This is a genomic window from Paenibacillus sp. G2S3, from assembly GCF_030123105.1.
Lineage (GTDB): Bacteria > Bacillota > Bacilli > Paenibacillales > Paenibacillaceae > Paenibacillus_AQ.
This window is the reverse complement of the sequence record NZ_CP126095.1, coordinates 405,349-425,392: the sequence shown is the minus strand read 5'-3', so window position 1 is coordinate 425,392 and position 20,044 is coordinate 405,349. Positions and strand designations below refer to the sequence as shown.

Annotated in this window: 19 protein-coding genes and 1 riboswitch; of the genes, 9 read left to right on the top strand and 10 right to left on the bottom strand. The window is 45.7% G+C overall.

Translation table 11 applies throughout. The features are described 5' to 3' along the window. Positions 1-58 precede the first annotated feature (58 nt). The gene (infC, locus tag QNH28_RS01905) at positions 59-577 is read left to right on the top strand and encodes a translation initiation factor IF-3 (RefSeq protein WP_283909930.1); all 519 of its coding nucleotides are present in this window, start codon (positions 59-61) and stop codon (positions 575-577) included. A gap of 503 nt (positions 578-1,080) precedes the next feature. On the opposite strand, the gene QNH28_RS01900 is transcribed toward infC, so the two are convergent. The 9 genes from QNH28_RS01900 to QNH28_RS01860 all read right to left on the bottom strand — a co-directional run bounded on the left by QNH28_RS01900 (position 1,081) and on the right by QNH28_RS01860 (position 9,284). Further along, positions 1,081-1,782, bottom strand: coding sequence for a histidine phosphatase family protein (locus tag QNH28_RS01900; protein ID WP_283909929.1), 702 nt, complete (start codon positions 1,780-1,782; stop codon positions 1,081-1,083). 18 nt (positions 1,783-1,800) lie between these two features. Further along, positions 1,801-2,403 carry a response regulator transcription factor gene (locus QNH28_RS01895; protein WP_283909928.1) on the bottom strand — a complete coding sequence of 201 codons (603 nt, stop codon included), beginning with the start codon at positions 2,401-2,403 and terminating at the stop codon, positions 1,801-1,803. Further along, a complete protein-coding gene (locus QNH28_RS01890; RefSeq protein ID WP_283909927.1) occupies positions 2,400-3,554 on the bottom strand; it encodes a sensor histidine kinase in 1,155 nt (384 codons plus the stop codon). Before QNH28_RS01890 ends, QNH28_RS01895 begins: the two co-directional genes overlap by 4 nt. A 4-nt stretch (positions 3,555-3,558) precedes the next feature. Continuing rightward, positions 3,559-4,293, bottom strand: a complete 735-nt coding sequence (locus tag QNH28_RS01885; protein ID WP_076285145.1) for an ABC transporter permease — start codon at positions 4,291-4,293, stop codon at positions 3,559-3,561. Positions 4,294-4,295: 2 nt separating this feature from the next. Continuing rightward, positions 4,296-5,204: an ABC transporter ATP-binding protein gene (locus QNH28_RS01880; protein WP_283909926.1), complete on the bottom strand. Its 909-nt coding sequence runs from the start codon at positions 5,202-5,204 to the stop codon at positions 4,296-4,298. 194 nt (positions 5,205-5,398) lie between these two features. Beyond that, complete coding sequence (nfsA, locus tag QNH28_RS01875; RefSeq protein WP_283909925.1) at positions 5,399-6,151, bottom strand: oxygen-insensitive NADPH nitroreductase; 753 nt, start codon at positions 6,149-6,151, stop codon at positions 5,399-5,401. A 31-nt stretch (positions 6,152-6,182) separates the two neighbouring features. After that, entirely contained in the window at positions 6,183-8,645 is a 2,463-nt protein-coding gene (locus tag QNH28_RS01870) for a heavy metal translocating P-type ATPase (RefSeq protein WP_283909924.1), read from the bottom strand. Between the two features lie 113 nt (positions 8,646-8,758). Continuing rightward, on the bottom strand, positions 8,759-8,959 hold the full coding sequence (gene copZ / locus QNH28_RS01865) for a copper chaperone CopZ (protein WP_283909923.1): 201 nt from the start codon (positions 8,957-8,959) through the stop codon (positions 8,759-8,761). A 52-nt stretch (positions 8,960-9,011) separates the two neighbouring features. Then, on the bottom strand, positions 9,012-9,284 hold the full coding sequence (locus QNH28_RS01860; protein WP_283912022.1) for a metal-sensitive transcriptional regulator: 273 nt from the start codon (positions 9,282-9,284) through the stop codon (positions 9,012-9,014). A gap of 378 nt (positions 9,285-9,662) precedes the next feature. On the opposite strand from QNH28_RS01860, the gene QNH28_RS01855 reads away from it, so the two are divergent. The 7 genes from QNH28_RS01855 (at position 9,663) to QNH28_RS01825 (ending at position 16,198) form a co-directional block, all read left to right on the top strand. Further along, positions 9,663-11,183, top strand: a complete 1,521-nt coding sequence (locus QNH28_RS01855; RefSeq protein WP_283909922.1) for an MDR family MFS transporter — start codon at positions 9,663-9,665, stop codon at positions 11,181-11,183. Between the two features lie 5 nt (positions 11,184-11,188). After that, positions 11,189-11,752 carry a PadR family transcriptional regulator gene (locus tag QNH28_RS01850; RefSeq protein WP_283909921.1) on the top strand — a complete coding sequence of 188 codons (564 nt, stop codon included), beginning with the start codon at positions 11,189-11,191 and terminating at the stop codon, positions 11,750-11,752. A 116-nt stretch (positions 11,753-11,868) separates the two neighbouring features. Beyond that, positions 11,869-12,846, top strand: a complete 978-nt coding sequence (locus tag QNH28_RS01845) for an aldo/keto reductase (protein WP_349655028.1) — start codon at positions 11,869-11,871, stop codon at positions 12,844-12,846. Positions 12,847-13,227: 381 nt separating this feature from the next. Continuing rightward, positions 13,228-14,412: a cell envelope integrity protein TolA gene (locus QNH28_RS01840; protein ID WP_283909920.1), complete on the top strand. Its 1,185-nt coding sequence runs from the start codon at positions 13,228-13,230 to the stop codon at positions 14,410-14,412. A gap of 1 nt (position 14,413) precedes the next feature. After that, the gene (gene sipW / locus QNH28_RS01835; RefSeq protein ID WP_076285139.1) at positions 14,414-15,001 is read left to right on the top strand and encodes a signal peptidase I SipW; all 588 of its coding nucleotides are present in this window, start codon (positions 14,414-14,416) and stop codon (positions 14,999-15,001) included. Between the two features lie 93 nt (positions 15,002-15,094). Then, positions 15,095-15,700: a TasA family protein gene (locus QNH28_RS01830; protein WP_042184288.1), complete on the top strand. Its 606-nt coding sequence runs from the start codon at positions 15,095-15,097 to the stop codon at positions 15,698-15,700. Between the two features lie 168 nt (positions 15,701-15,868). Further along, positions 15,869-16,198 carry a helix-turn-helix domain-containing protein gene (locus tag QNH28_RS01825; RefSeq protein WP_042131791.1) on the top strand — a complete coding sequence of 110 codons (330 nt, stop codon included), beginning with the start codon at positions 15,869-15,871 and terminating at the stop codon, positions 16,196-16,198. Between the two features lie 202 nt (positions 16,199-16,400). Here QNH28_RS01825 and QNH28_RS01820 read toward each other — a convergent pair whose 3' ends face one another. Next, positions 16,401-16,556: an anti-repressor SinI family protein gene (locus QNH28_RS01820; RefSeq protein WP_283909919.1), complete on the bottom strand. Its 156-nt coding sequence runs from the start codon at positions 16,554-16,556 to the stop codon at positions 16,401-16,403. A gap of 27 nt (positions 16,557-16,583) precedes the next feature. After that, positions 16,584-16,668: riboswitch (cyclic di-GMP riboswitch) on the bottom strand. A gap of 470 nt (positions 16,669-17,138) precedes the next feature. Between QNH28_RS01820 and QNH28_RS01815 the strand changes: the two genes are divergently transcribed. After that, positions 17,139-20,006: a 2-oxoglutarate dehydrogenase E1 component gene (locus tag QNH28_RS01815; RefSeq protein WP_283909918.1), complete on the top strand. Its 2,868-nt coding sequence runs from the start codon at positions 17,139-17,141 to the stop codon at positions 20,004-20,006. Positions 20,007-20,044 lie beyond the last annotated feature (38 nt).

Below are 20,044 nucleotides of genomic sequence, written 5' to 3'. Positions count from 1 at the left end.
CAAGCTAGTTCCATATATGATAGCTTTATCATCAGTTATCAGGGGAGGATTCATAGAAGTGGCAGTATTAATTAACGAACAAATTAGAGCATCCGAAGTAGTACTTACTGGACTTAGAGGTGAGAAGCTGGGCATCGTCTCCCGAGAAGAGGCGCTGACCATGGCTCGTTCAGCAGGTGCTGATCTGGTATGCACCTCACTAATGAGCAGCCCGCCACCATGCAGCCTGACCGCAAAGGGCAAGGCAAAAGCAGCTGCGCAGAAAGAAGCAGCAGCAACACGCAAGGCGAGCGCAGGCTCGGCAGCAAAGGGAGGCAGCAAGGAAAAGGTTAAAGAGCTTCGCTTCACGGCTCATATTGAAGAGCATGATTACGATACGAAGCTTCGTCAGGCAGAGAAGCATCTCCGCTCTGGCAAGCCAGTCCAATTAGTCGTGAAGGCATCCGGTGCCAAAGAAGCTGCTGCTTCCAAGGCCGTATTGGAGCGACTAGTGACTGACTTGAAGGAAGTTGGAACGAAGGACACTGGCATCCAGACAGGTGGTAAAGGGTCTCAGGTAAAAATAAATCCACATTGAAGAGTGGAACTTCAGATAAAGTAGGCTCAAAACCAAAATCAGTGGACCATTTCATGAAAAAGCTGCTGCTATCTGTAAATGTAGCTTTATTGCGATCAGAATTGCGTTCGGACACCACAGCCCTTATTCGTAACAATTTCGCTGTTTCTCGGATGCTAACGGACTTCAGAGACTTTATATCACTAAAATAGCACGATATCCCCTCCATTTATGGCAAATAAGATCTCTCGAGTCCGCAACTTCCTCCAAAAGGCTTAAAATGCACAAATAGCTGCATCTGAGTCCGTTAGCACAATAGCAAGTGCAAATCAGGAACTCGGCAAGGGGCACGAGTCTTATAGGCAAGCAAAAACGCCTTCGGTGTCCCTAAAAGACGGTAAGCGTTGATGCGAGAAATAGAAGGATAATGTATGGTGTCAAACATATACTTTCTTATATTTTAAAAAAGACCATCCTCTGCGGGATGGCCTTTCACTCCATAGGCAAGCTATTAATCCTTCACCTTAAATATGATTGCCCATTAATCCCCTCGGGCGATAGTTCATGCCACCAGCATAAAGGTGGGAGATATCTCCTAATCCAATACATCTAGGAACGGCAAAGTGCTCGCTGCGCTCTTCGAACAAGATCGTCGTTACCGAGCTTGGCGCTAGCCAAAACACGGACCAAGTCAAGGCTAACGGAATCTGCAACAAATGAGCTAGCCAGGCGAGACCAAAGCCACCATGGCATACTACTCCAATCTTCTTAGTAGAAGGCTCGAGGATCCGATACAGGCCAGCTTCTCTTTTATAATGGTGTCGAAGCAAGAATTGATCTGAAGCCGCTTGTAATTCGCTGAACCGCAATCTGTACTCCTCTTGTTTCAACCAATGATCTGTTTCATCAGACCATACTCTCTTTCCACTCGATAGTTCGCTAATATGTTCTCCGGGGCTATCCCAAATAGACGACAATTGTCCATCTAACATAATCTCTGTCCAATCCAGTTCACAAGTCCAAGGTTCTGTCTGAATTACAAGTCCCGTCTCTTTGGCCACATAACTGGCTGTTGTCTGCGCTCTACCCAGTGGTGAAGCATATAATTCATCCAGACCGATAGATGCCATTCGTTTTCCCAGTGCTGCTGCTTCCTGATGCCCGAATTCTGTTAGCCCATCTATGGAATAGTCCGGATCCCCATGACGAATCAGAAATATTTGCATAATAATGCCCTTCTCCCCTCAAATCCAGCCTTTTTCCTCTGCCAGTCTTACCGCCTCAATTCGACTTTTCACTTCCAGCTTATTGAGTATTTCAGAGATATAATTACGAACTGTGCCATGGGAAAGATGTAGCAAAAAAGCGATCTCCCCTGCCGTTTGCCCTTCACCAGCCAGCTTTAAAATCTCTCGCTCCCGTGCTGTTAGTGGATTCTCTTCCCGCAAGCTACCAAATACTAACTCGGGGGATACCTCCCGATGTCCAGCCATGACACGGCGAATAGATTCGGCCAGCTTATCTACAGGCTCGTCCTTCAACAAATACCCTTGTATACCAGCCTTCACTCCACGTTCGAAATACCCCGGTCGGGCAAAGGTAGTCAAGATGATAATTCGAGTCGGACAACCCTTACTCCGCAATATTTCTGCAACCTCCAGCCCGCTCTTGAACGGCATTTCTATGTCCATGAGACATACATCCGGCTGAAGTTTGTCGATTAAAGCTAACGCCTCTGCTCCATCACAGGCCTCTCCGACGACTTCGATATCATCCTCAAGATCCAGCAGGGAAGCCATCGCTCCCCGAAGCAGACGTTGATCCTCCGCTATAACGATGGATATCATGCACTCTCACCCCCTGTTGCTTCCTTAACGATTAGAGGGATCGTAACGATCAGCGTAGTTCCCTGACCTTCTTCTGAGCTTAGCGACAGAGAGCCATCAATCAGGGATAGACGCTCTGCCATCCCCTTCATACCATTTCCATCACTGAGCTCACCATTACATCTCTCACCGTTCTGGAGGCCCATTCCGTTATCTTTAACGGTAATTCGAACTTCTCCGGCGGTCTTTGCCACCCCAATGAAGCATTTATCCGCTCTACTATGCTTTACAATGTTAGTCACAGCTTCTTTGATGCAGAGGCTGAGAATATTTTGCGTCAAGTCGGGTACTCCTTCTAACGAGATATCGCCCTCCACTTCTAAGGCAATCTCCGCCGTTCGCAACATTTCCCCGGCTTCTGCCAGTTCCTCTGCTACCGAGATCGCACGCATTTCCGACACTAGCTCACGCACCTGACGGAGCGCAGCCCGCGAAGTACGCTGAATTTCTCGCGCCTCCTCTTGGGCTCGCTCCGTATTTTTGGTCACTAGCTTCTCTACGAGTTGGCTTTTTAATGTAATCAAGGACAATGTATGCCCGAGCGTATCATGTAAATCACGAGCGATTCGCATCCGTTCCTCACGCTTCACTAGCTCCTTGATCACCTCGTTGGCTTGATCCAGCTCTTTCTCCAGCTTCTGATTCCGATTCATGGATCTCACTCCGAATGGACTAATCAACATAATAATGATAAATGGAGCTAAAAATATCATGCTTCCCCACTCCATCTCACGACCCACTAAGACCAGCACAGAAAGTACCATGACCACAAAAGAAGTAAATGCAATTTTGAACCCTTTATTCTCCGTATAGTAAGCTATAAAATTCGCGGTGAAAAAGCCCATGTACAGATTAAAGGGCGTATAAAACAAACTAAGCACCACGATGATCACCATCTGAATAATCAGCCAGACATTAAAGATTCCACCCCGAACCCAATATAGCTGGCGATAGCTGATGGCAAACACCGCTATCATAATCACACCCAGAATGAGCTTCATTCCAGTCTCCCCGCGCAAATTCAGGATGGGCAAAACCAGATAAACAGCCCATACAAAAGGGAAAAAACCCTGCTTTTGTGGAAATAACCGGAACTGCGTACGCTCAGCCATTCATTCACACCGCTTCCTGTTTTTTTCGAATATAAACCGATAGTAACATAAAAACTACCAAATATCCGAGCAAAATCAAGACATTACTCCAATGCGGGGCTGAGCCACGTACAATCTCCCACGCCCCATTTCCATAGTTATATGAAGGTAACCAATGACCAATCTTTTGCATTAATCGCGGTAAAATCTCAATTGGCATCCACATGCCCCCCGCTACAGCAAGCGCCATATAAATCACGTTACTGACTCCACTAGCCGTATCCACCCGTTTCATAGCACCTACAAGCGTACCAATCGCCAAAAATGGAAGGGAACCGATCAAAATCCATAGCCCACTAAGCACCCATTGACCCGCAGATAAGGAGACACCATTGATTAAATATCCTGCGATAAAAATACAAATGACCGAAAACAGATGCATCATCGTTTGCCCGAACATTTTTCCGAAGAAATAGACGGAGCCCGGTAGCGGAGTAATCCGAATAAAGGTGGTCCAGCCTTGTGTTCGTTCTTGCACTAAACGGATGCCAAGCGTCATGATCGCAGAGCCCATTACACTAAAGGTTGCCATCGACATTAAGTAGTGCGCACGCCACGTCGGGTCATCGTTACCTGTATTGACCACGCGAGTGAAGATGAAGTAGAACATAATGGGCATGAGCAATGACCAGAACACGTAATACGGGTTACGGATGATCCGCAGCATCTCAGCTTTACACTGTACAGTAATAAGTCTCATCGTTAGACAGCCTCCTCTTGGTTCGTGGTCAATTGTTCAAAAGCGTCATCCAGACGTCCCTGATCGATCCGAACATCCTTCACAGGAAGTCCAGTAACAAAAATCGCTCGCAGTGCTTCATCCGTATCGTCTGTCGTCACATGAATTCGGCCTTCTTTTTCATAACAATCCTCAATAGCGGTTAGCTCCAGCAGACTTCTGCGTAATTGAGAACGATCACCTACTGGCAGGAAGGATAGCGAACGCTTCACAATTCTTGATTTAATCTCATCTGGACTACCGTCTGCAACTAAGTGACCCTTGCTGAATAATAGAATACGATCCGCGATATCTTCGGCTTCCTGTAAGTAATGTGTCGTGAACACAATCGTCTTGCCCTGCTCCGCAAGTCCACGAACCGTATCCCAGAACCGCCTCCGAGAAGTAATATCCAATCCAACCGTAGGTTCATCAAAAAAGATCAGCTCTGGATCACCCGCCAAGGCCAGCGCGAAGCCGAGACTACGCTTTTGACCGCCTGAAAGCTTCTCGGCGTATCTATTCAAATCCGCTGGCGCAAACCCTGTGGCTTTAATTAGAAATTCCATATCCATCGGCTGTGGATAATAGCTACGGATCAGCGCAATGATCTCCCGAACCTTCAGCCGATCCATCACACTTACTTCTTGCAGCATCGCGCCGGTCTTTTCACGTACCATTTTATCTTTTGGATGTTGTCCAAATATTTTCACTGTACCTTCAGTGGGCTCTAATAGCCCCAATAACATTCCCAATGCCGTTGTTTTCCCTGCTCCGTTCGGTCCAAGAATCGCTGTAATCGAACCCTTGGCAATGTTGAAGCTGATGTGATCTACTGCTTTCTTATCCTTATATAATTTGCTAACTCCATTCATCTCAATAACACTGTCCATTTCGTAACCCCTCCGATTCCGAATGCGTTTGATCTATTTCAATCATATGGAAAAAGGAGACCTGACATTAGTATGGACTGTCATTTCTTTAAGATGACAACTGTCACCTTCATGCCTCAGGGTACGAAAAAGAGGTTGCCCTATCCGTAGTTTTAACTACGAATAGCGCAACCTCTTTAAGCGATAATACTAGATTACCTCTTGAAGAATCCTTTTTCGAGCAGGAATTCCTTCATATGCATTCGCGCTGGCTGTGCCAACCGTTCTGCCATAATCACCGACCAAGGTGTATCCTTGGCACCATTAGTCCGCTCACGCATATAGTCTGAAGAGACTTTATCGTAAGTCTTGACCTGCTCCACTGTGGTTTCGGCATTGTAGCGATTTCGATGTAGAACAGCCTCTAATGGCAGACGCGGACGCAGGCTTGAGGCTCCATCAGGGTAGCCCACACACATTCCAAATATCGGGTAGACCAGTTCGGGCAGTCCAAGCAGCTCAGAAACCTCCGCGATCCGGTTACGGATTCCGCCGATATAAACAATCCCGAGTCCGAGTGATTCCGCAGCCACAGCAGCATTCTGAGCAGCAAGCGCAACATCCACGGTTGCTACAATAAGGTTCTCCGCAGAATCTTCATAAGAAGTCTCTCCTTGCAAATGAGGTTTAGTGACCTCACGGAGCCGATACAGATCCGCACACCAGACCAAAAAGACTGGGCATTGTTCTATATATGCCTGATTACCCGCTAATCCGGCAAGCTCTGCTTTTAGAGCCGAGTCAGTTACTGCAATAACACTATAGGCTTGTACACTGCTGGAAGTCGAAGCCATTTGGCCTGCTTCAATAATCGCTTTAAGCTGCTCATCACTTACTGGCTTATCCTGATACTTACGGACAGATGCATGGTTCATTAATAGAGAAATTGTTTCGTTGTTTTCTTGCATAGCGGCCACTCCTTACATAGTTATGATTCTTTTACAGCTTTACCCGCTGCAACCGAAGTGCATTCAAGACGACGGACACAGAACTGAATGCCATCGCAGCTCCAGCTAGCCATGGAGCTAGAAATCCGAGTGCAGCAATCGGTATACCTATTGTATTGTATGCAAGTGCCCAGAACAAATTCTGCTTAATATTGCTCATCGTTTTACGGCTCATCATAATAGCATCGGGTATGCTCTTCAGATCTCCCCGCATCAGCGTAATATCTGCAGCCTCCATAGCTACATCCGTACCTGTACCGATCGCCATGCCTGTATCTGCAGTAGCCAGTGCAGGAGCATCATTGATCCCATCTCCAACCATGGCTACCTTTGTCCCCTTCCGCTGCAGCTTGCGAACTTCCTCCGCCTTGCCTTCCGGTAGAACCTCTGCTAACACTTTTCGAATACCTGCTTGCTTCGCAATAGCTTCTGCAGTGATTTTATTGTCACCTGTAATCATAACGACCTCTATACCCATCTCATGAAGCGCCGCTACAGCTGCTTTTGAGGTTGGCTTAATCGTATCCGCCACAGCGACAATCCCGGCAATCTCATCGCCCACCGCTACAAGCATAGCTGTCTTTCCTGCCTCTTCCAGTCTCTTCATAACTGGGGCCCACTCTGTGATGTCCAAATGAAGCTCTTCCATCATACGCCGTGTACCCACCCTAACTTGTTGATCGGAAACAACAGCTATGATCCCCCGTCCAGGTACATTATCAAACTGTTCAGCGCTGGGTAAGGTCAATCCTCTTTCGGCAGCTCCTGCTACGATAGCTTCCGCAAGCGGATGCTCTGATAATTTCTCGGCTGCCGCAGTTAAAGCTAATAAACGATTCTCGGCATTTTCTTTACCATAAGCGGCAATTCCAGTTGTAGTCACGATATCAGTCAGCACGGGTTTACCATTTGTAACCGTACCCGTCTTGTCCAAAACAACGATCTTAATCCCTTGTGCGCCTTCTAAATGCTCGCCACCCTTGAACAGGATACCAAGCTCCGCAGCGCGGCCCGATCCCGCCATAATGGAGGTCGGCGTTGCTAGACCTAGTGCACATGGACAAGCGATTACGAGCACCGCAATGGCCTTTTCAAGGGCATCGGCGAACTGACCAGGTGCTGCCCAGAAGTACCAGACCAAGAAAGTGATCACCGCAATTCCTACAACAATCGGCACAAAAATCCCTGAGATGACATCCGCGATCCGCTGGATCGGCGCTTTGGAGCCTTGGGCCTCCTCCACTACTCTAATGATTTGAGCGAGTGCAGTGTCTCTTCCTACTTTGTTGGCCTTGATTCTTAAGATCCCATTCTTATTTAATGTAGCACCGATAACGGTATCTCCAGGTTTTTTCTCCACAGGGATACTTTCTCCGGTCAACATAGACTCGTCCACAGAAGAGGAACCCTCTACTACCTCGCCATCCACCGGCACCTTTGTTCCGGGCTTCACCAATACAATATCGCCGGGAATCACTTCATCTGTTGAGATATTTATTTCTTTGCCGTCGCGGATTACGAGAGCCGTCTTTGCCTGAAGCCCCATTAAGCTCTTAATGGCGTCAGAGGAACGTCCTTTCGCTAGCGCCTCGAACCATTTACCGACGAGGATTAGCGTAATGAGTACAGCACTCGTCTCATAATACATTGGGGCGGTATGATTCATTCCCTTCATACTTAAGGAATCAATCGTCAGATAAAGACTGTAGAAATACGCTGCCGACGTTCCCAGTACAACCAACACATCCATATTGGCACTCCCGTTACGAAGTGCTTTATACGCGCCTACGTAGAACTGCCAGCCGATGATAAACTGTACGGGAGTCGCGAGAACAAGCTGAAACCAAGGATTCATAAATATTTCCGGTGTTGGAATCCAGCTTGTGAATGAGAAATGACCTGCCATCGCCCATAGCAATGGGATAGAAAGAATAGCAGAAATGATCCACTTCCACTTCTTATGCTGAATTTCCTGTACACGACGATCCACATGATCCTTGCGGTCTTCTTTAAGGGTAGCTTTATATCCGATGCTGCTTACCTTCGCCATGATCTCTCTTGGACTGATATTACCGGGTACATATTCCACATGTGCCGTTTCCAGCGCTAAATTCACGCTCACTGCTGCGATACCCGGCGTACGACTCAACACTTTTTCGATCCGCGCCGAGCATGCAGCACAGGTCATGCCTGATATATCAAAATCCGCGGTCTCTTTGACGGTATCATAACCAAGAGCGCGGATTTTATCTTCAATTTGTGGTAACCCTGATACAGAAGGATCGAATCCGACAGTGGCTTGTTCCAAGGCTAAATTTACATTTGCGCGAGAAACACCCTCCATCCGGGACAAACCTTTCTCAATTCGAGCTGCACAAGCAGAACAGGTCATGCCTGTAATCTGTACGGTCGCTTGCTGTTCATTGGGTGAAGCTGTTGTTTTTAACTTATCCATGATTCCAAAGCCTCCTCATACCCCTATAGAGTATGATAATTTCTATAAAAAGAAAAGGCATTGGAGCTTATGGTATTCCCATACAGCTCCAAGCCTTATTACTGTGCTTCAAATTAAACTACGTCATACCCTTGTTCTTCAATAGCTTCTTTAATAGCTCCAAGGCTCACCTTGTTCTCATCATACTCAACGAAAACTTTTTTAGCAGCAAGATCAACTTTAGCAGTAGCTCCAAGATTACCTACAGCTTTCTCTACAGAGTTGACACAGTGACCACAAGACATTCCTTCAACGTTTAGTGTAGCATTCGACATTTTTATTACCTCCAGTAAATGTTATGAAGCCATGCTCTAGAGCATTAGCTTATTATTTCATTAATTTGTTAACCGTAATTAGCAGCTCATCGATAACCTCATGGTCACCGGCTTCGATTCGTTCAATAATACAACTCTTCATGTGCCCTTCCAGCAGCATCTTACCAACACCGTTTAGTGCCGCTTGAACCGCTGCGAGCTGATTGAGCACATCGTCACAATAAGTATCGCGCTCTATCATACCCTTTATCCCGCGGATCTGGCCTTCAATCCGGTTGAGGCGAGTATTCAAACCATTTTTGAAATCTGTCGAATGATGACTCATTCGTTCTCCAGATGCTGAAGTATGACAGTCAGCTTCACAGGATTTCTCAGTTTGTTCTTGCTTACTAGTAGACATAAGAATCAGCCTCCTTGCCAATAATATAATATACCCCCGTAGGGTATGTCAAGAGGCGTTCTTTATTTCCTATCACCCAAATCCCATTTTTTCAAGCATAAACGCCTTCGGTGTCCTTATAAGGACGGTAAGCGTTTAAGCGAGAAATATTAGACATATAGTATTGTGTGAAACTTATACTTCTTATATTTGAAAAAAACTATTGCTACCCTATTCAAATTTGAATATAATAAATTTTGCTTCTAACCTATGAACATTTTTTGAACGGATTTATCACTATTAGAAAAAAGGAGCCTGCGAAGCATGCATACTAAAGAAAGTAATCTTAAACTCGTAGTTGTTGGCCTGCTGCTCGGTATTCTAATGTCCGCGATGGACAATACCATTGTAGCTTCAGCTATGGGAACCATTGTTTCCGACCTTGGCGGTCTGGACAAAATCGTATGGGTCACTTCAGCTTATATGGTCATGGTAATGGCTGGAACCCCTATCTTCGGCAAGCTCTCGGATATGTATGGACGTAAACGTTTCTTCATGTTCGGACTGATTGTATTCCTGATTGGCTCAGCACTGTGCGGTACTGCAACCAGTATTACACAGCTCAGTATTTACCGGGCTATTCAAGGAATCGGTGGCGGTGCACTAATGCCTATCGCCTTCACCATCGTTTTCGACATTTACCCTCCTGAAAAAAGAGGTAAACTGACTGGCCTATTCGGTGCCGTCTTCGGAATCTCCAGTGTACTCGGACCGTTACTGGGTGCATATATTACCGACTATGTAGGATGGCAGTGGGTATTCTACATTAACCTGCCACTCGGCATTATTGCACTATTTCTGATCGCAACTTCTTACAAAGAATCGATCTCTCACGCTAAACAGCGCATCGACTGGGGCGGAGCCTTCACTCTCGTCGGCGCCATTATCTGCCTAATGTTTGCGCTAGAACTGGGGGGCAATCAATACGCTTGGGATTCTAGTGTCATTCTCGGCTTATTCGCCGGATTCGCTGTACTCTTGCTGGCATTCATCCTCATTGAGAGAGTGGCGGCTGAACCTGTTATCTCGTTCGCGATGTTCAGTAAACGGTTGTTTGCAACAAGTAGTGTGACAGCCTTGTTCTATGGCTCTGCCTTTATCGTAGCTACGATTTATATTCCGATCTTCGTACAGGGCGTATTTGGCGGCTCCGCTACGAACTCTGGACTGATCCTCATGCCGATGATGATTGGTACGGTCGTGGGCAGTCAGACCGGTGGGCTACTTACAACTAAAACCAGCTTCCGCAACATTATGATCCTATCCGCAGTCTGCTTTGTAGCAGGTGTCTACAGTCTAAGCACTTTATCACCAGATACCTCTCGTCTCATGCTTAATCTATTCATGGCCTTGACTGGCTTCGGCGTGGGCTTCTCCTTCTCCGTGCTAAGCATGGCAGCTATCCATAATTTCGATATGCGCCAACGCGGTTCGGCAACTTCAACAAGTACGTTTATGCGCTCGCTTGGGATGACGCTAGGGATTACGATCTTCGGAATTATTCAGCGTAACAACTTCACTAGCAGCATTAGCGAAGCTTTTGGCGGAAGTGAGCAGTCAGCAGCCTTCGGCGATCCGCGGGCAGCCCTGACACCTGAAGCAAGAGCCAAGATTCCACCTGAAATTTTAGAGAAAATATCTAGTGCGCTGTCCTCTTCTATCGCACACACCTTTATGTGGGCCTTGATTCCTGCCGTCCTTGGTTTAGTCTTTGTGCTGCTTATGCCAAAAGACCGCCTCACCATTCCGAGTAAAACTGCTCAGGCGTCCGAGGGTAAAAGGTAACGATTATGTCGATGAAATTGTCCATTCTCGGTCTACTGCTGGAACGGAATATGCATCCCTATGAAATTACACTAGTTATGAAAGAACGCTCCATGGACCGGATTACAAAGCTCCAGCTTGGTTCTCTCTACTACGCTGTCGATAAACTTGCACAAGATGGCTATATCGAAGCTTTAGAGGTGATTAGCAGCAGTGATCGCCCAGACAAAACCATTTACGGTATTACTGAGCAAGGTAAAAATTTATTCGAGCAGTTAATTCTACAGCAAATTAAAAAGAACGAGCCCTTCTATCATCCGATGTATATGGCTCTAGCCATGTCCCGTCATGTTGATCAAAACAAGGTGGAGAAGCTGCTCGAAGAACGTATTCGGGAAACCGAACATCAGGTGAATCTGGCTTATCAGGTATATGAAGAACATATTCCTATTGTTCCTCGTTCCGCCCTTCATCTCATGTACGGCACCTATGAACACACCCTTATTGAACTAAAATGGCTGCAACGTCTCTATGATGATGTTATAGCACGCAAGTTGAATGACATTGGAACACCACTCAATACAGAGTAGAGGCCTTAGGACCTCTACTCCTTTTTCCTTTTCCAGAGACAATAAATACCATACTGTAATCTAAGCGTGTACAATATGTACGTGTACGCAATCATATTTTCCTAGGAGGAATCACATTGTTGAGAACGCTGCCTTTAAACAAGCGTGGTATACCTGCCAGCCGTATTGCTCTAGGTTGTATGGGATTTGGTGGGGGCTGGGATCATGAACCGATTACCGCCGAGAATGTTAAGCAAGGACATGCAGCCGTGGACGCTGCACTATCCATTGGAATCAATATGTTTGATCATGCAGATATTTATACCCGTGGCAAAGCCGAGAAGGTATTCGGTCAGATCTTTAAAGAACGCCCAGGGCTCCGCGAAGAAATCATTATTCAATCGAAGTGCGGTATTAAGCTAATGGAGCCTGGAGACAGCTCTAATGTGTTTGATTTCTCAAGCCAGCATATTCTAAGCAGTGTAGATGGAATATTGTCGCGACTAGGAACGGAATATATTGATATTCTGCTTCTCCATCGGCCTGATCCCCTAATGGATCCGGAGGAAGTAGCTTCTGCTTTGCATCAATTAAAGGCAACAGGTAAAGTTCGTCATTTCGGCGTCTCCAATATGAGCGCAGCGCAAATCAAAATGCTGCAAGCCTATTGCGATGAACCCTTTATCGTGAACCAGCTGCACATGAGTCTAGCCAAGCTAAGCTGGGTCGATGCTGGAATCAGTGTAAACCGTGAGCCTTGGAAGGAGATTACGTTTCCTGAGGGAACCCTTGAACATTGTCGAATGGAGAACATTCAGCTTCAAGCTTGGGGCCCACTCGCACAAGGCTTATTTAGCGGACGTTCATTAGACGATCAACCAGAGAATATCGTCCAGACAGCTGCCATGGTTAAACAACTTGCAGATGAAAAAGGAACAACACCCGAAGCCATAGTGCTATCCTGGCTAATGACACATCCAGCAGCTATTCAGCCAGTGATTGGGACTGTGAATCCCCAGCGTATCGCTGCCTGCGGCGATGCGGACAAGCTGGAGCTTACCCGTAAAGAATGGTATGACCTGTATGTTAGTTCACGTGGTACTCGTCTTCCCTAACCCAACCCCACAATTAAACTCGCAGGAATTCTTAATAGCCTAATCGTGCCTCTCGCATGATTAGGCTATTTTTAATTTAACCCCCTCTTATATATCGTTCTCTATTGCGAATAAAAATAGATATCAAGCGATAAAACGAGATAAATAGAGATAAATTAACATTATTGTTCTTTATAGAGCACAAACGAGACTTAATGGCGGTTTTCTTTTCGATTTATTCCCTGTATTATTCATTACAGAAGTTGTTCTCAATAAAGAACAACAATAACGAACCGAAGAAAACTCAAGACATTGAGGGGAGGTATTCCTCTGAGACCCAGATCAGCAAAAAGAAGACCTAAAAGAAAGAGGCAAATCGGATTACGTGTTCTGCAATCAGGAATGGCTGTCTCCGTCTTGTTTCTGACTACTTCGCAGCAAGTGGGTAGTACCTATGGTGGTTTTGGAGCTACTGCGCAAACCACTAGCACCATTAGCTTTTGCGAAGTGTTTCCAAACTCGGTCAAGGGGCTTCTAACAGAACTCAAAGATCATATCGAAAGAGCTACTGCTTTAAAAGGATCGCTGCAAAGCTATACCCCCTCAGGCAGCCTCTCAGGTGTTTCGGGAATAGAGAGCATGTCGCTGGATGAGCTTGATGTCGCAGCGCAAGAGATTTCTACACAAATCTCCGCGCTTCAATCTCAAATCGATGGCGTTAATGAGCAACTAGCCACCAACAGCCAAATTTGGAACGAAATCAATAGTGAGCTGAACGCAGCAGCAGCCGTCTTATTCCAGATTGGAGGATATATGACTTCTCTAGATTCAAACTGTCTAGAAATCAAGGATGAACAATTCTTCAGAGAGCTGCAAAGCAGTCTGAATCAAAGTGGTGTAATCTCTGAATCCCTGAATGCTTCCTTAAATGGAGTCATTCAATACCTAAACTCCATACACGACATCGGCCTTCCATTTGCTTCGGTAGTGACCAGTGATGTATATGGACAACCCGAGTTACGCAATGAGGCGTTTCAGCAGCCGTTACCTTTCCTGATTCCTTTTAGTCAGCCGGCCGGCAATATCTCTAGCGAACTTAATTCCACTTATGAAAATCTCAATACTGAAATGAATAGTCTTAAAGAATCGGCCACTTCAGGAATCAGCAATCTTCAGAGTCAGCTCCAATTGATCAGTCAAACTCGTAAACAACAATTGGAAGCGCTCGAGAAAGCCCGACTAGAAGCGCTGGAACAAGCGAAGAAAGAAGAAGAACGTTTGGCCCTAGAGAAAAAAGAAAAGCAAGAAGCCGAGGACAAAGCGAAAGCTGAAGCTGAAGAGAAAACAAAAACGGAAGCGACTCCACCGACAGATGAAGCTGCTCCAGAGAACATAAATAAAGAGCAACCTGAAGCCCCAGCCACTAACCCGGTCGATCCGGAAATTGGTAAAGAGCCAACGATTCCACAAGATGTACCACAGCAAAAGGTTCCTCAGGAGACACCAAAGGCGGAAGATACAACCTCTTCCCCACTGGCAGCAACACCAGCTCCTTCGGCCCCTCAACAAGACAAAGGTGGAGAATAATATGCGGATTAAAAAAATGATCAACAATACATTATCAAGCATCATGCTTGTGATTTTCATTCTGCTGGTGGTAGCCGTAGTTTTATCTAAAGCCTCCGGCGGTGAACCTGCCTTCTTCGGATACCAGATTAAATCCGTACTCTCAGGTTCGATGGAACCAGGGATTCAGACCGGATCGATTGTCGCTTTAAAACCCGGAGGAGATATGAATCGTTTCAAAAAGGGCGATGTTATCACTTTTAGAAATGAAGAAAACCTGCTAATAACTCACCGTGTTGTTGAAGCAACAATGAACAACGCTACTGGTGAAGCCATGTATCGCACGAAAGGCGATAACAATGATGCGCCTGATATGAACCCTACCAGTTCTACGAATGTTGTAGCTGAGTATACCGGGGTCACCGTACCTTATGTAGGTTACGCTATGAATTTCGCAGTTTCAAAAGCTGGAAGTGTTGTGCTCATGATCGTACCAGGCTTGATGCTCCTGCTCTATGCCCTGTATTCATCATGGAAGGCTGTAGCTGCACTCGAAAAGAAAAATGCTGCTATACTTCCCACCTCTCCACCTCCAACTGAAATACAGTAATTCGTTGATTGTCCGCTTCCGCTTACGAACCGGAAGTTACAATATATAAATTTTATAAAATTTAACCACAAAAACCGAGGAGGAATTTTAATTATGGGTATCAAAAAAACATTGGGTCTTGGCGTAGCATCTGCAGCACTGGGTTTATCATTGATTGGTGGAGGAACCTTCGCTTACTTTAGTGACACTGCACAAAGCACTGCTACATTTGCTGCTGGTACACTCGATTTGAACTCCGACCCTTCTGTTATCGTAAATATTCCAAACCTAAAACCAGGTGATACTGTAACCAAATCCTTCAAATTGAAAAACGATGGTTCGCTCGATATCGGATCTATTATTCTGAACACTTCCACTCAAATTACGGATGCTAAAGGTGATAACTACCTGGATTTAGCCCAATTCATTAAGGTCAAATTCCTTAGAAATAACGATAAAGGAACCGTCGTTTCTCCAGAAGATGTAGTCTATCAAACTACGCTGGCTGATTTAAAATCTCAACATCCGGATCTCGTAAAAAATACTGGTTGGGATCAACTCTTCACCGAAGCATCTGGTATTAAAGCCGGCACCAATGACAGCTTCTCCGTCCAATTCGAATTTGTGGAAAATAACCAAGATCAAAATATTTTCCAAGGCGATAGCATAACCCTGACATGGGATTTCGTAGCTAAACAAGGTGCTAAAAAAGATTACTAAGATTAATAGAATAATTTAATATAATACTCGAAGAGCAGCAGATCCTGATTCCGGAAGCGGATAAGTAGATGCTGCTTTTCTCTTTACAATAAACTTTGTCGAATTAATTGATATTTGCTATACTAATAACAAAAATTACGGAGGGGCGTCAGCATAGTGCCACAAAATATGGGCCAACGTATCCAGCATCTCCGCCTAGAAAAGGGATTATCCCTATCTGAGCTTGCGGACAGAGCGGATGTTGCTAAGTCGTATCTTAGCAATGTGGAGAGAAACATCCAATCCAATCCTTCAATCCAGTTTATCGAAAAGATCGCCGACGCGCTTCAGGTATCCATCCACGCTTTGCTCTATGGAGAACCTAATGATGCTGAGGAGTCACCTTTAGATTCGGAATGGTTCCGATTGGTGCAGGAAGCTATGGCCTCAGGCATAAGCAAACGCGAATTCAAGGAGTTTCTAGACTACCAGAAATGGCGCCTTGATCAGAAGGATTAATATTCCACCTAACCTGATAAGATCCTCTTCTACTCATACTATCAAACATAAGCGCCTTCGCCCTCCTAACATGGACTGCGAAGGCGTTTTATATTCTAGTAGAATATAAGCACGATGTATCTTGTATACTTTCTTAGATACCAAAAAAGAGCACAGCGAGTTATCGCTGTGCTCTTTTTCGGTATCTAATGCTCTGAATGTATTACTGCACGGCTTGCACAGTCTTCTCATGAAAGAATCGACGAATTTCATCTGCCTTTATGCCAGCCTTCTTAGCTGCTAATAATAAATGTACCCACTCTACGTCTAGATCAATAACCTGCTGTTCTTTGTTGCTTCCCTGGTTGGACTTGTCCAAAAAATCTCCTCCTAAGATTTTACGTCCCCAGGCAATCCGGCTGTCATAGTATTTCTACCTTAGACCCGCGACTTTGTGCCCCTGCCTTTCAGCAGGTTTACCTTTTACTGGACCCTTTACATGAAAGGATCTACTTTGAAATATATGAAAACGCTAACTGCAATAACATTATACTATACTAATGTGGAAAAGTGTGTCGATTTCTGATTAGTTTTTCCATTAAAAAACAAAAATTAGAAGCTCTTTCATAGAATATTCTGTCCTATTATCACGATACTCGTCTTATTCATAAAATTATTTAGGGCAATATAATAATGTCCCATTTCCATTTAGTTAAAATTAAGGATAATAGGATCATTTTAATGGGCCTTTAGAATGGGTAATAAAAAAGAATAGCTATTGTTTTAGTAGAACAAGCTAACCCATACCATTTTGCGAACGTATTAGACGAAAGAATGAATTGATTACCCGTGTGGAAAGTAGCACAATAAGATAAGGAATGAAACCGCAATCATCACAGCTCCTACAAGCGTTGACACAAAATGTCACGTATGGAGTTCATCCGTTGAGGAGGATGTATTCATGGCAGCCAAAGAGCCCTATAACGAATCCATTTGGAGTAAGTATTATGGACCCAATTTAGGCTACATTCAAGAAAGATATGAGCAGTTTGTGAAAGACCCATCCACCGTAGAGAATAATTATCGCGAACTTTTTACAAATTCGGGCCCCCCACCATTAGCTCCGGATAGCGAACCGGCTCCACAGCCTCGCATTTCGGGAGACACCGAATGGCTTAGAAAGGCAGTAAGAGCTTCCAAGTTAATCGCTAATATTCGTATATATGGCCATATGGCCGCTGATATTGATCCGCTTGAGCGGGACCACAATCCCATGGCTAAATATCTCGAACTCGAAACCTATGGGCTGACTCGTGAGGATCTGATCGCATTACCTGCTACTCTTATTTGGGAGAATGCGCCGAATGATGTGCATACCGGATGGGATGCTGTTCAGCGTATGCGTCAGGCATATACCAAGACTATCGCCTATGAATTCGGGCATGTGCATGAGGAAAAAGAATTGCAATGGCTGAATAGACAGGCAGAATCCACAAGCTCACCAGCACCTTTGAATAATACAGAACGCAAAGAGCTACTGAATCGCCTCATTCAAGTAGAGCAATTCGAAACCTTCCTTCACAAGACCTTTGTAGGTCAGAAGCGTTTCAGTCTGGAAGGCAATGACGCTCTTGTGCCGATGCTCGATGAAATCGTACGCGCTGCTGCGCATGACGGTGCAGAGCATATTCTGATGGGTATGGCGCATCGCGGCCGTCTCAACGTTCTCGCACATATTTTGGGCAAACCTTATGATATTATATTTTCAGAGTTTCATCATTCTCCAAACAAGGAGCTCTTCCCTTCCGAAGGCTCTACAGGCATTAACTATGGTTGGACGGGTGATGTGAAATACCATCTCGGTGCAGACCGTGCTGTCCGCGAAGGAGAAACCGTACGCACAAGAATAACACTAGCAAATAACCCAAGTCACTTGGAATTTGTCAATCCTGTCGTGGAAGGGTTCACTCGTGCCGCTCAAGAAGTTCGGAGCACTGCAGGACTGCCGAAGATTGATACCAGTAAAGCTATGGCGGTACTGATGCATGGCGATGCTGCTTTTCCAGGTGAAGGGATTGTTGCAGAAACACTTAATATCGGCAAACTTCAAGGTTATCAAAATGGTGGGACGATCCATATCATTGTTAATAACCGGATTGGTTTTACAACCGAAAGTGAAGACTCCCGTTCTACGCATTATGCAAGTGACATCGCCAAAGGGTATGAAATCCCGATTGTCCATGTCAATGCCGATGATCCGGAGGCCTGTGTAGCAGCTGTTCGCTTAGCTAGCGCATATCGCCACCAATTTAAAAAGGATTTCGTGATTGATCTCATCGGCTACCGCCGTCATGGTCACAACGAAATGGATGATCCTGAGACTACACAGCCTATTGTCTACAGTAAGGTGCGCAAACATCCAACCGTCTACAAGGTCTATGCTGAGCGACTACAGCGTGAAAAGATTCTTACAGCCGATGATGTTAATGAGATGTACACTGCAGCAGAAGGCGTATTGCAACGTGCATACGATAGTATGAAGGAAGGCAATCACAAGAAAAAAGAACCGAAAGCCTTCATTCCTCTAGAAGCGAAACACGCTGCGCCAGGCTCTACAGCATTATCTATCTCCAGTCTGCAGGAGATCAATCGTGAACTGCTGACAGTTCCAGAAGGATTCCAAGTCTATCCGAAGCTGGAACGAATTCTGCAGCGTCGCAAGGATGCACTTAATGAAGGTGAAAAGGTCGACTGGGCACTCGCTGAGTCTCTCGCCTTCGCTACCATTCTTAAGGATGGTACGCCAATTCGCCTGAGCGGTCAGGATGCTCAGCGTGGAACCTTCGCTCATCGCCATCTAGTGCTGCACGACAGTAAGACCGGAGAATTGTTCTCTCCTCTTCATCAGCTAAGTGATTCCCGCGCTTCCTTTGGCGTATACAACAGTCCATTGTCAGAAGCATCGGTACTAGGCTTTGAGTATGGTTATAACGTGTTCGCACCAGAAACCTTCGTGATCTGGGAGGCACAATATGGCGATTTCGCGAATGCCGGTCAAGTTATATTTGACCAATTCATTGCCGCTGGACGCGCCAAATGGACGCAGCGCAGCAATCTTGTCATCATGTTGCCTCATGGCTACGAAGGTCAGGGACCCGAGCATTCCAGTGGTAGATTGGAACGCTTCCTGCAATTATCTGCAGAAGAGAACTGGACAGTCGCCAATTTGACCACCGCTTCTCAATATTTCCACGTCTTGCGGCGTCAAGCGGCGTTATGCGGACAGGAAGATGCAAGACCACTAGTCATTATGACGCCGAAGAGTCTCATTCGGAATACGCGCAGCGCTTCTGCCGGAACTGAGCTCGCTTCAGGACAATTCCAGCCTGTGTTATCAGAGCCTCTTCTAGGCCAAAAACCAGGTGAGGTTAAGCGTCTCGTAGTCTGCAGCGGTAAAGTAGCCATCGATATACAAACAGAACTGGAAGCTGCTTCAGACAAAGATTGGTCTTGGCTGCATGTACTTCGCCTAGAGCAGCTCTACCCGTTCCCAGAACTTGAACTGAGTGCTCACTTAAGCTCCTTCACATCCCTTCAGGAAATTGTCTGGGTACAAGAAGAGCCGAAGAATATGGGCGGATGGAGTTATACCGAACCTCGGTTACGCGCCATCGCACCGCAAAACACTAGCGTGAGATATATCGGACGTCCAGAACGTTCCAGTCCTGCGAGTGGTTATGCAGATGTTCATAGCTTTGAACAGCGTAGAATTGTTTCAGAGGCCCTAAAAGCAAATTCACAAGTACAAACAGCTGTACCGTCCTCTTAAAAGGACGGTAGTCACAATAGCGTAAACCATTATGTTTG

Excerpts from the sequence above, each read along its gene's own strand:
- QNH28_RS01895 (WP_283909928.1), bottom strand. The coding sequence starts at position 2,403 with ATGATATCCATCGTTATAGCGGAGGATCAACGTCTGCTTCGGGGAGCG.
- QNH28_RS01830 (WP_042184288.1), top strand. The coding sequence starts at position 15,095 with ATGGGTATCAAAAAAACATTGGGTCTTGGCGTAGCATCTGCAGCACTG.
- QNH28_RS01825 (WP_042131791.1), top strand. The coding sequence starts at position 15,869 with ATGGGCCAACGTATCCAGCATCTCCGCCTAGAAAAGGGATTATCCCTA.
- QNH28_RS01885 (WP_076285145.1), bottom strand. The coding sequence starts at position 4,293 with ATGAGACTTATTACTGTACAGTGTAAAGCTGAGATGCTGCGGATCATC.
- QNH28_RS01850 (WP_283909921.1), top strand. The coding sequence starts at position 11,189 with ATGTCGATGAAATTGTCCATTCTCGGTCTACTGCTGGAACGGAATATG.
- QNH28_RS01880 (WP_283909926.1), bottom strand. The coding sequence starts at position 5,204 with ATGGACAGTGTTATTGAGATGAATGGAGTTAGCAAATTATATAAGGAT.
- QNH28_RS01890 (WP_283909927.1), bottom strand. The coding sequence starts at position 3,554 with ATGGCTGAGCGTACGCAGTTCCGGTTATTTCCACAAAAGCAGGGTTTT.
- QNH28_RS01900 (WP_283909929.1), bottom strand. The coding sequence starts at position 1,782 with ATGCAAATATTTCTGATTCGTCATGGGGATCCGGACTATTCCATAGAT.
- QNH28_RS01860 (WP_283912022.1), bottom strand. The coding sequence starts at position 9,284 with ATGAGTCATCATTCGACAGATTTCAAAAATGGTTTGAATACTCGCCTC.
- nfsA (WP_283909925.1), bottom strand. The coding sequence starts at position 6,151 with ATGCAAGAAAACAACGAAACAATTTCTCTATTAATGAACCATGCATCT.
- copZ (WP_283909923.1), bottom strand. The coding sequence starts at position 8,959 with ATGTCGAATGCTACACTAAACGTTGAAGGAATGTCTTGTGGTCACTGT.
- QNH28_RS01870 (WP_283909924.1), bottom strand. The coding sequence starts at position 8,645 with ATGGATAAGTTAAAAACAACAGCTTCACCCAATGAACAGCAAGCGACC.
- QNH28_RS01840 (WP_283909920.1), top strand. The coding sequence starts at position 13,228 with ATGGCTGTCTCCGTCTTGTTTCTGACTACTTCGCAGCAAGTGGGTAGT.
- QNH28_RS01815 (WP_283909918.1), top strand. The coding sequence starts at position 17,139 with ATGGCAGCCAAAGAGCCCTATAACGAATCCATTTGGAGTAAGTATTAT.
- QNH28_RS01855 (WP_283909922.1), top strand. The coding sequence starts at position 9,663 with ATGCATACTAAAGAAAGTAATCTTAAACTCGTAGTTGTTGGCCTGCTG.
- sipW (WP_076285139.1), top strand. The coding sequence starts at position 14,414 with ATGCGGATTAAAAAAATGATCAACAATACATTATCAAGCATCATGCTT.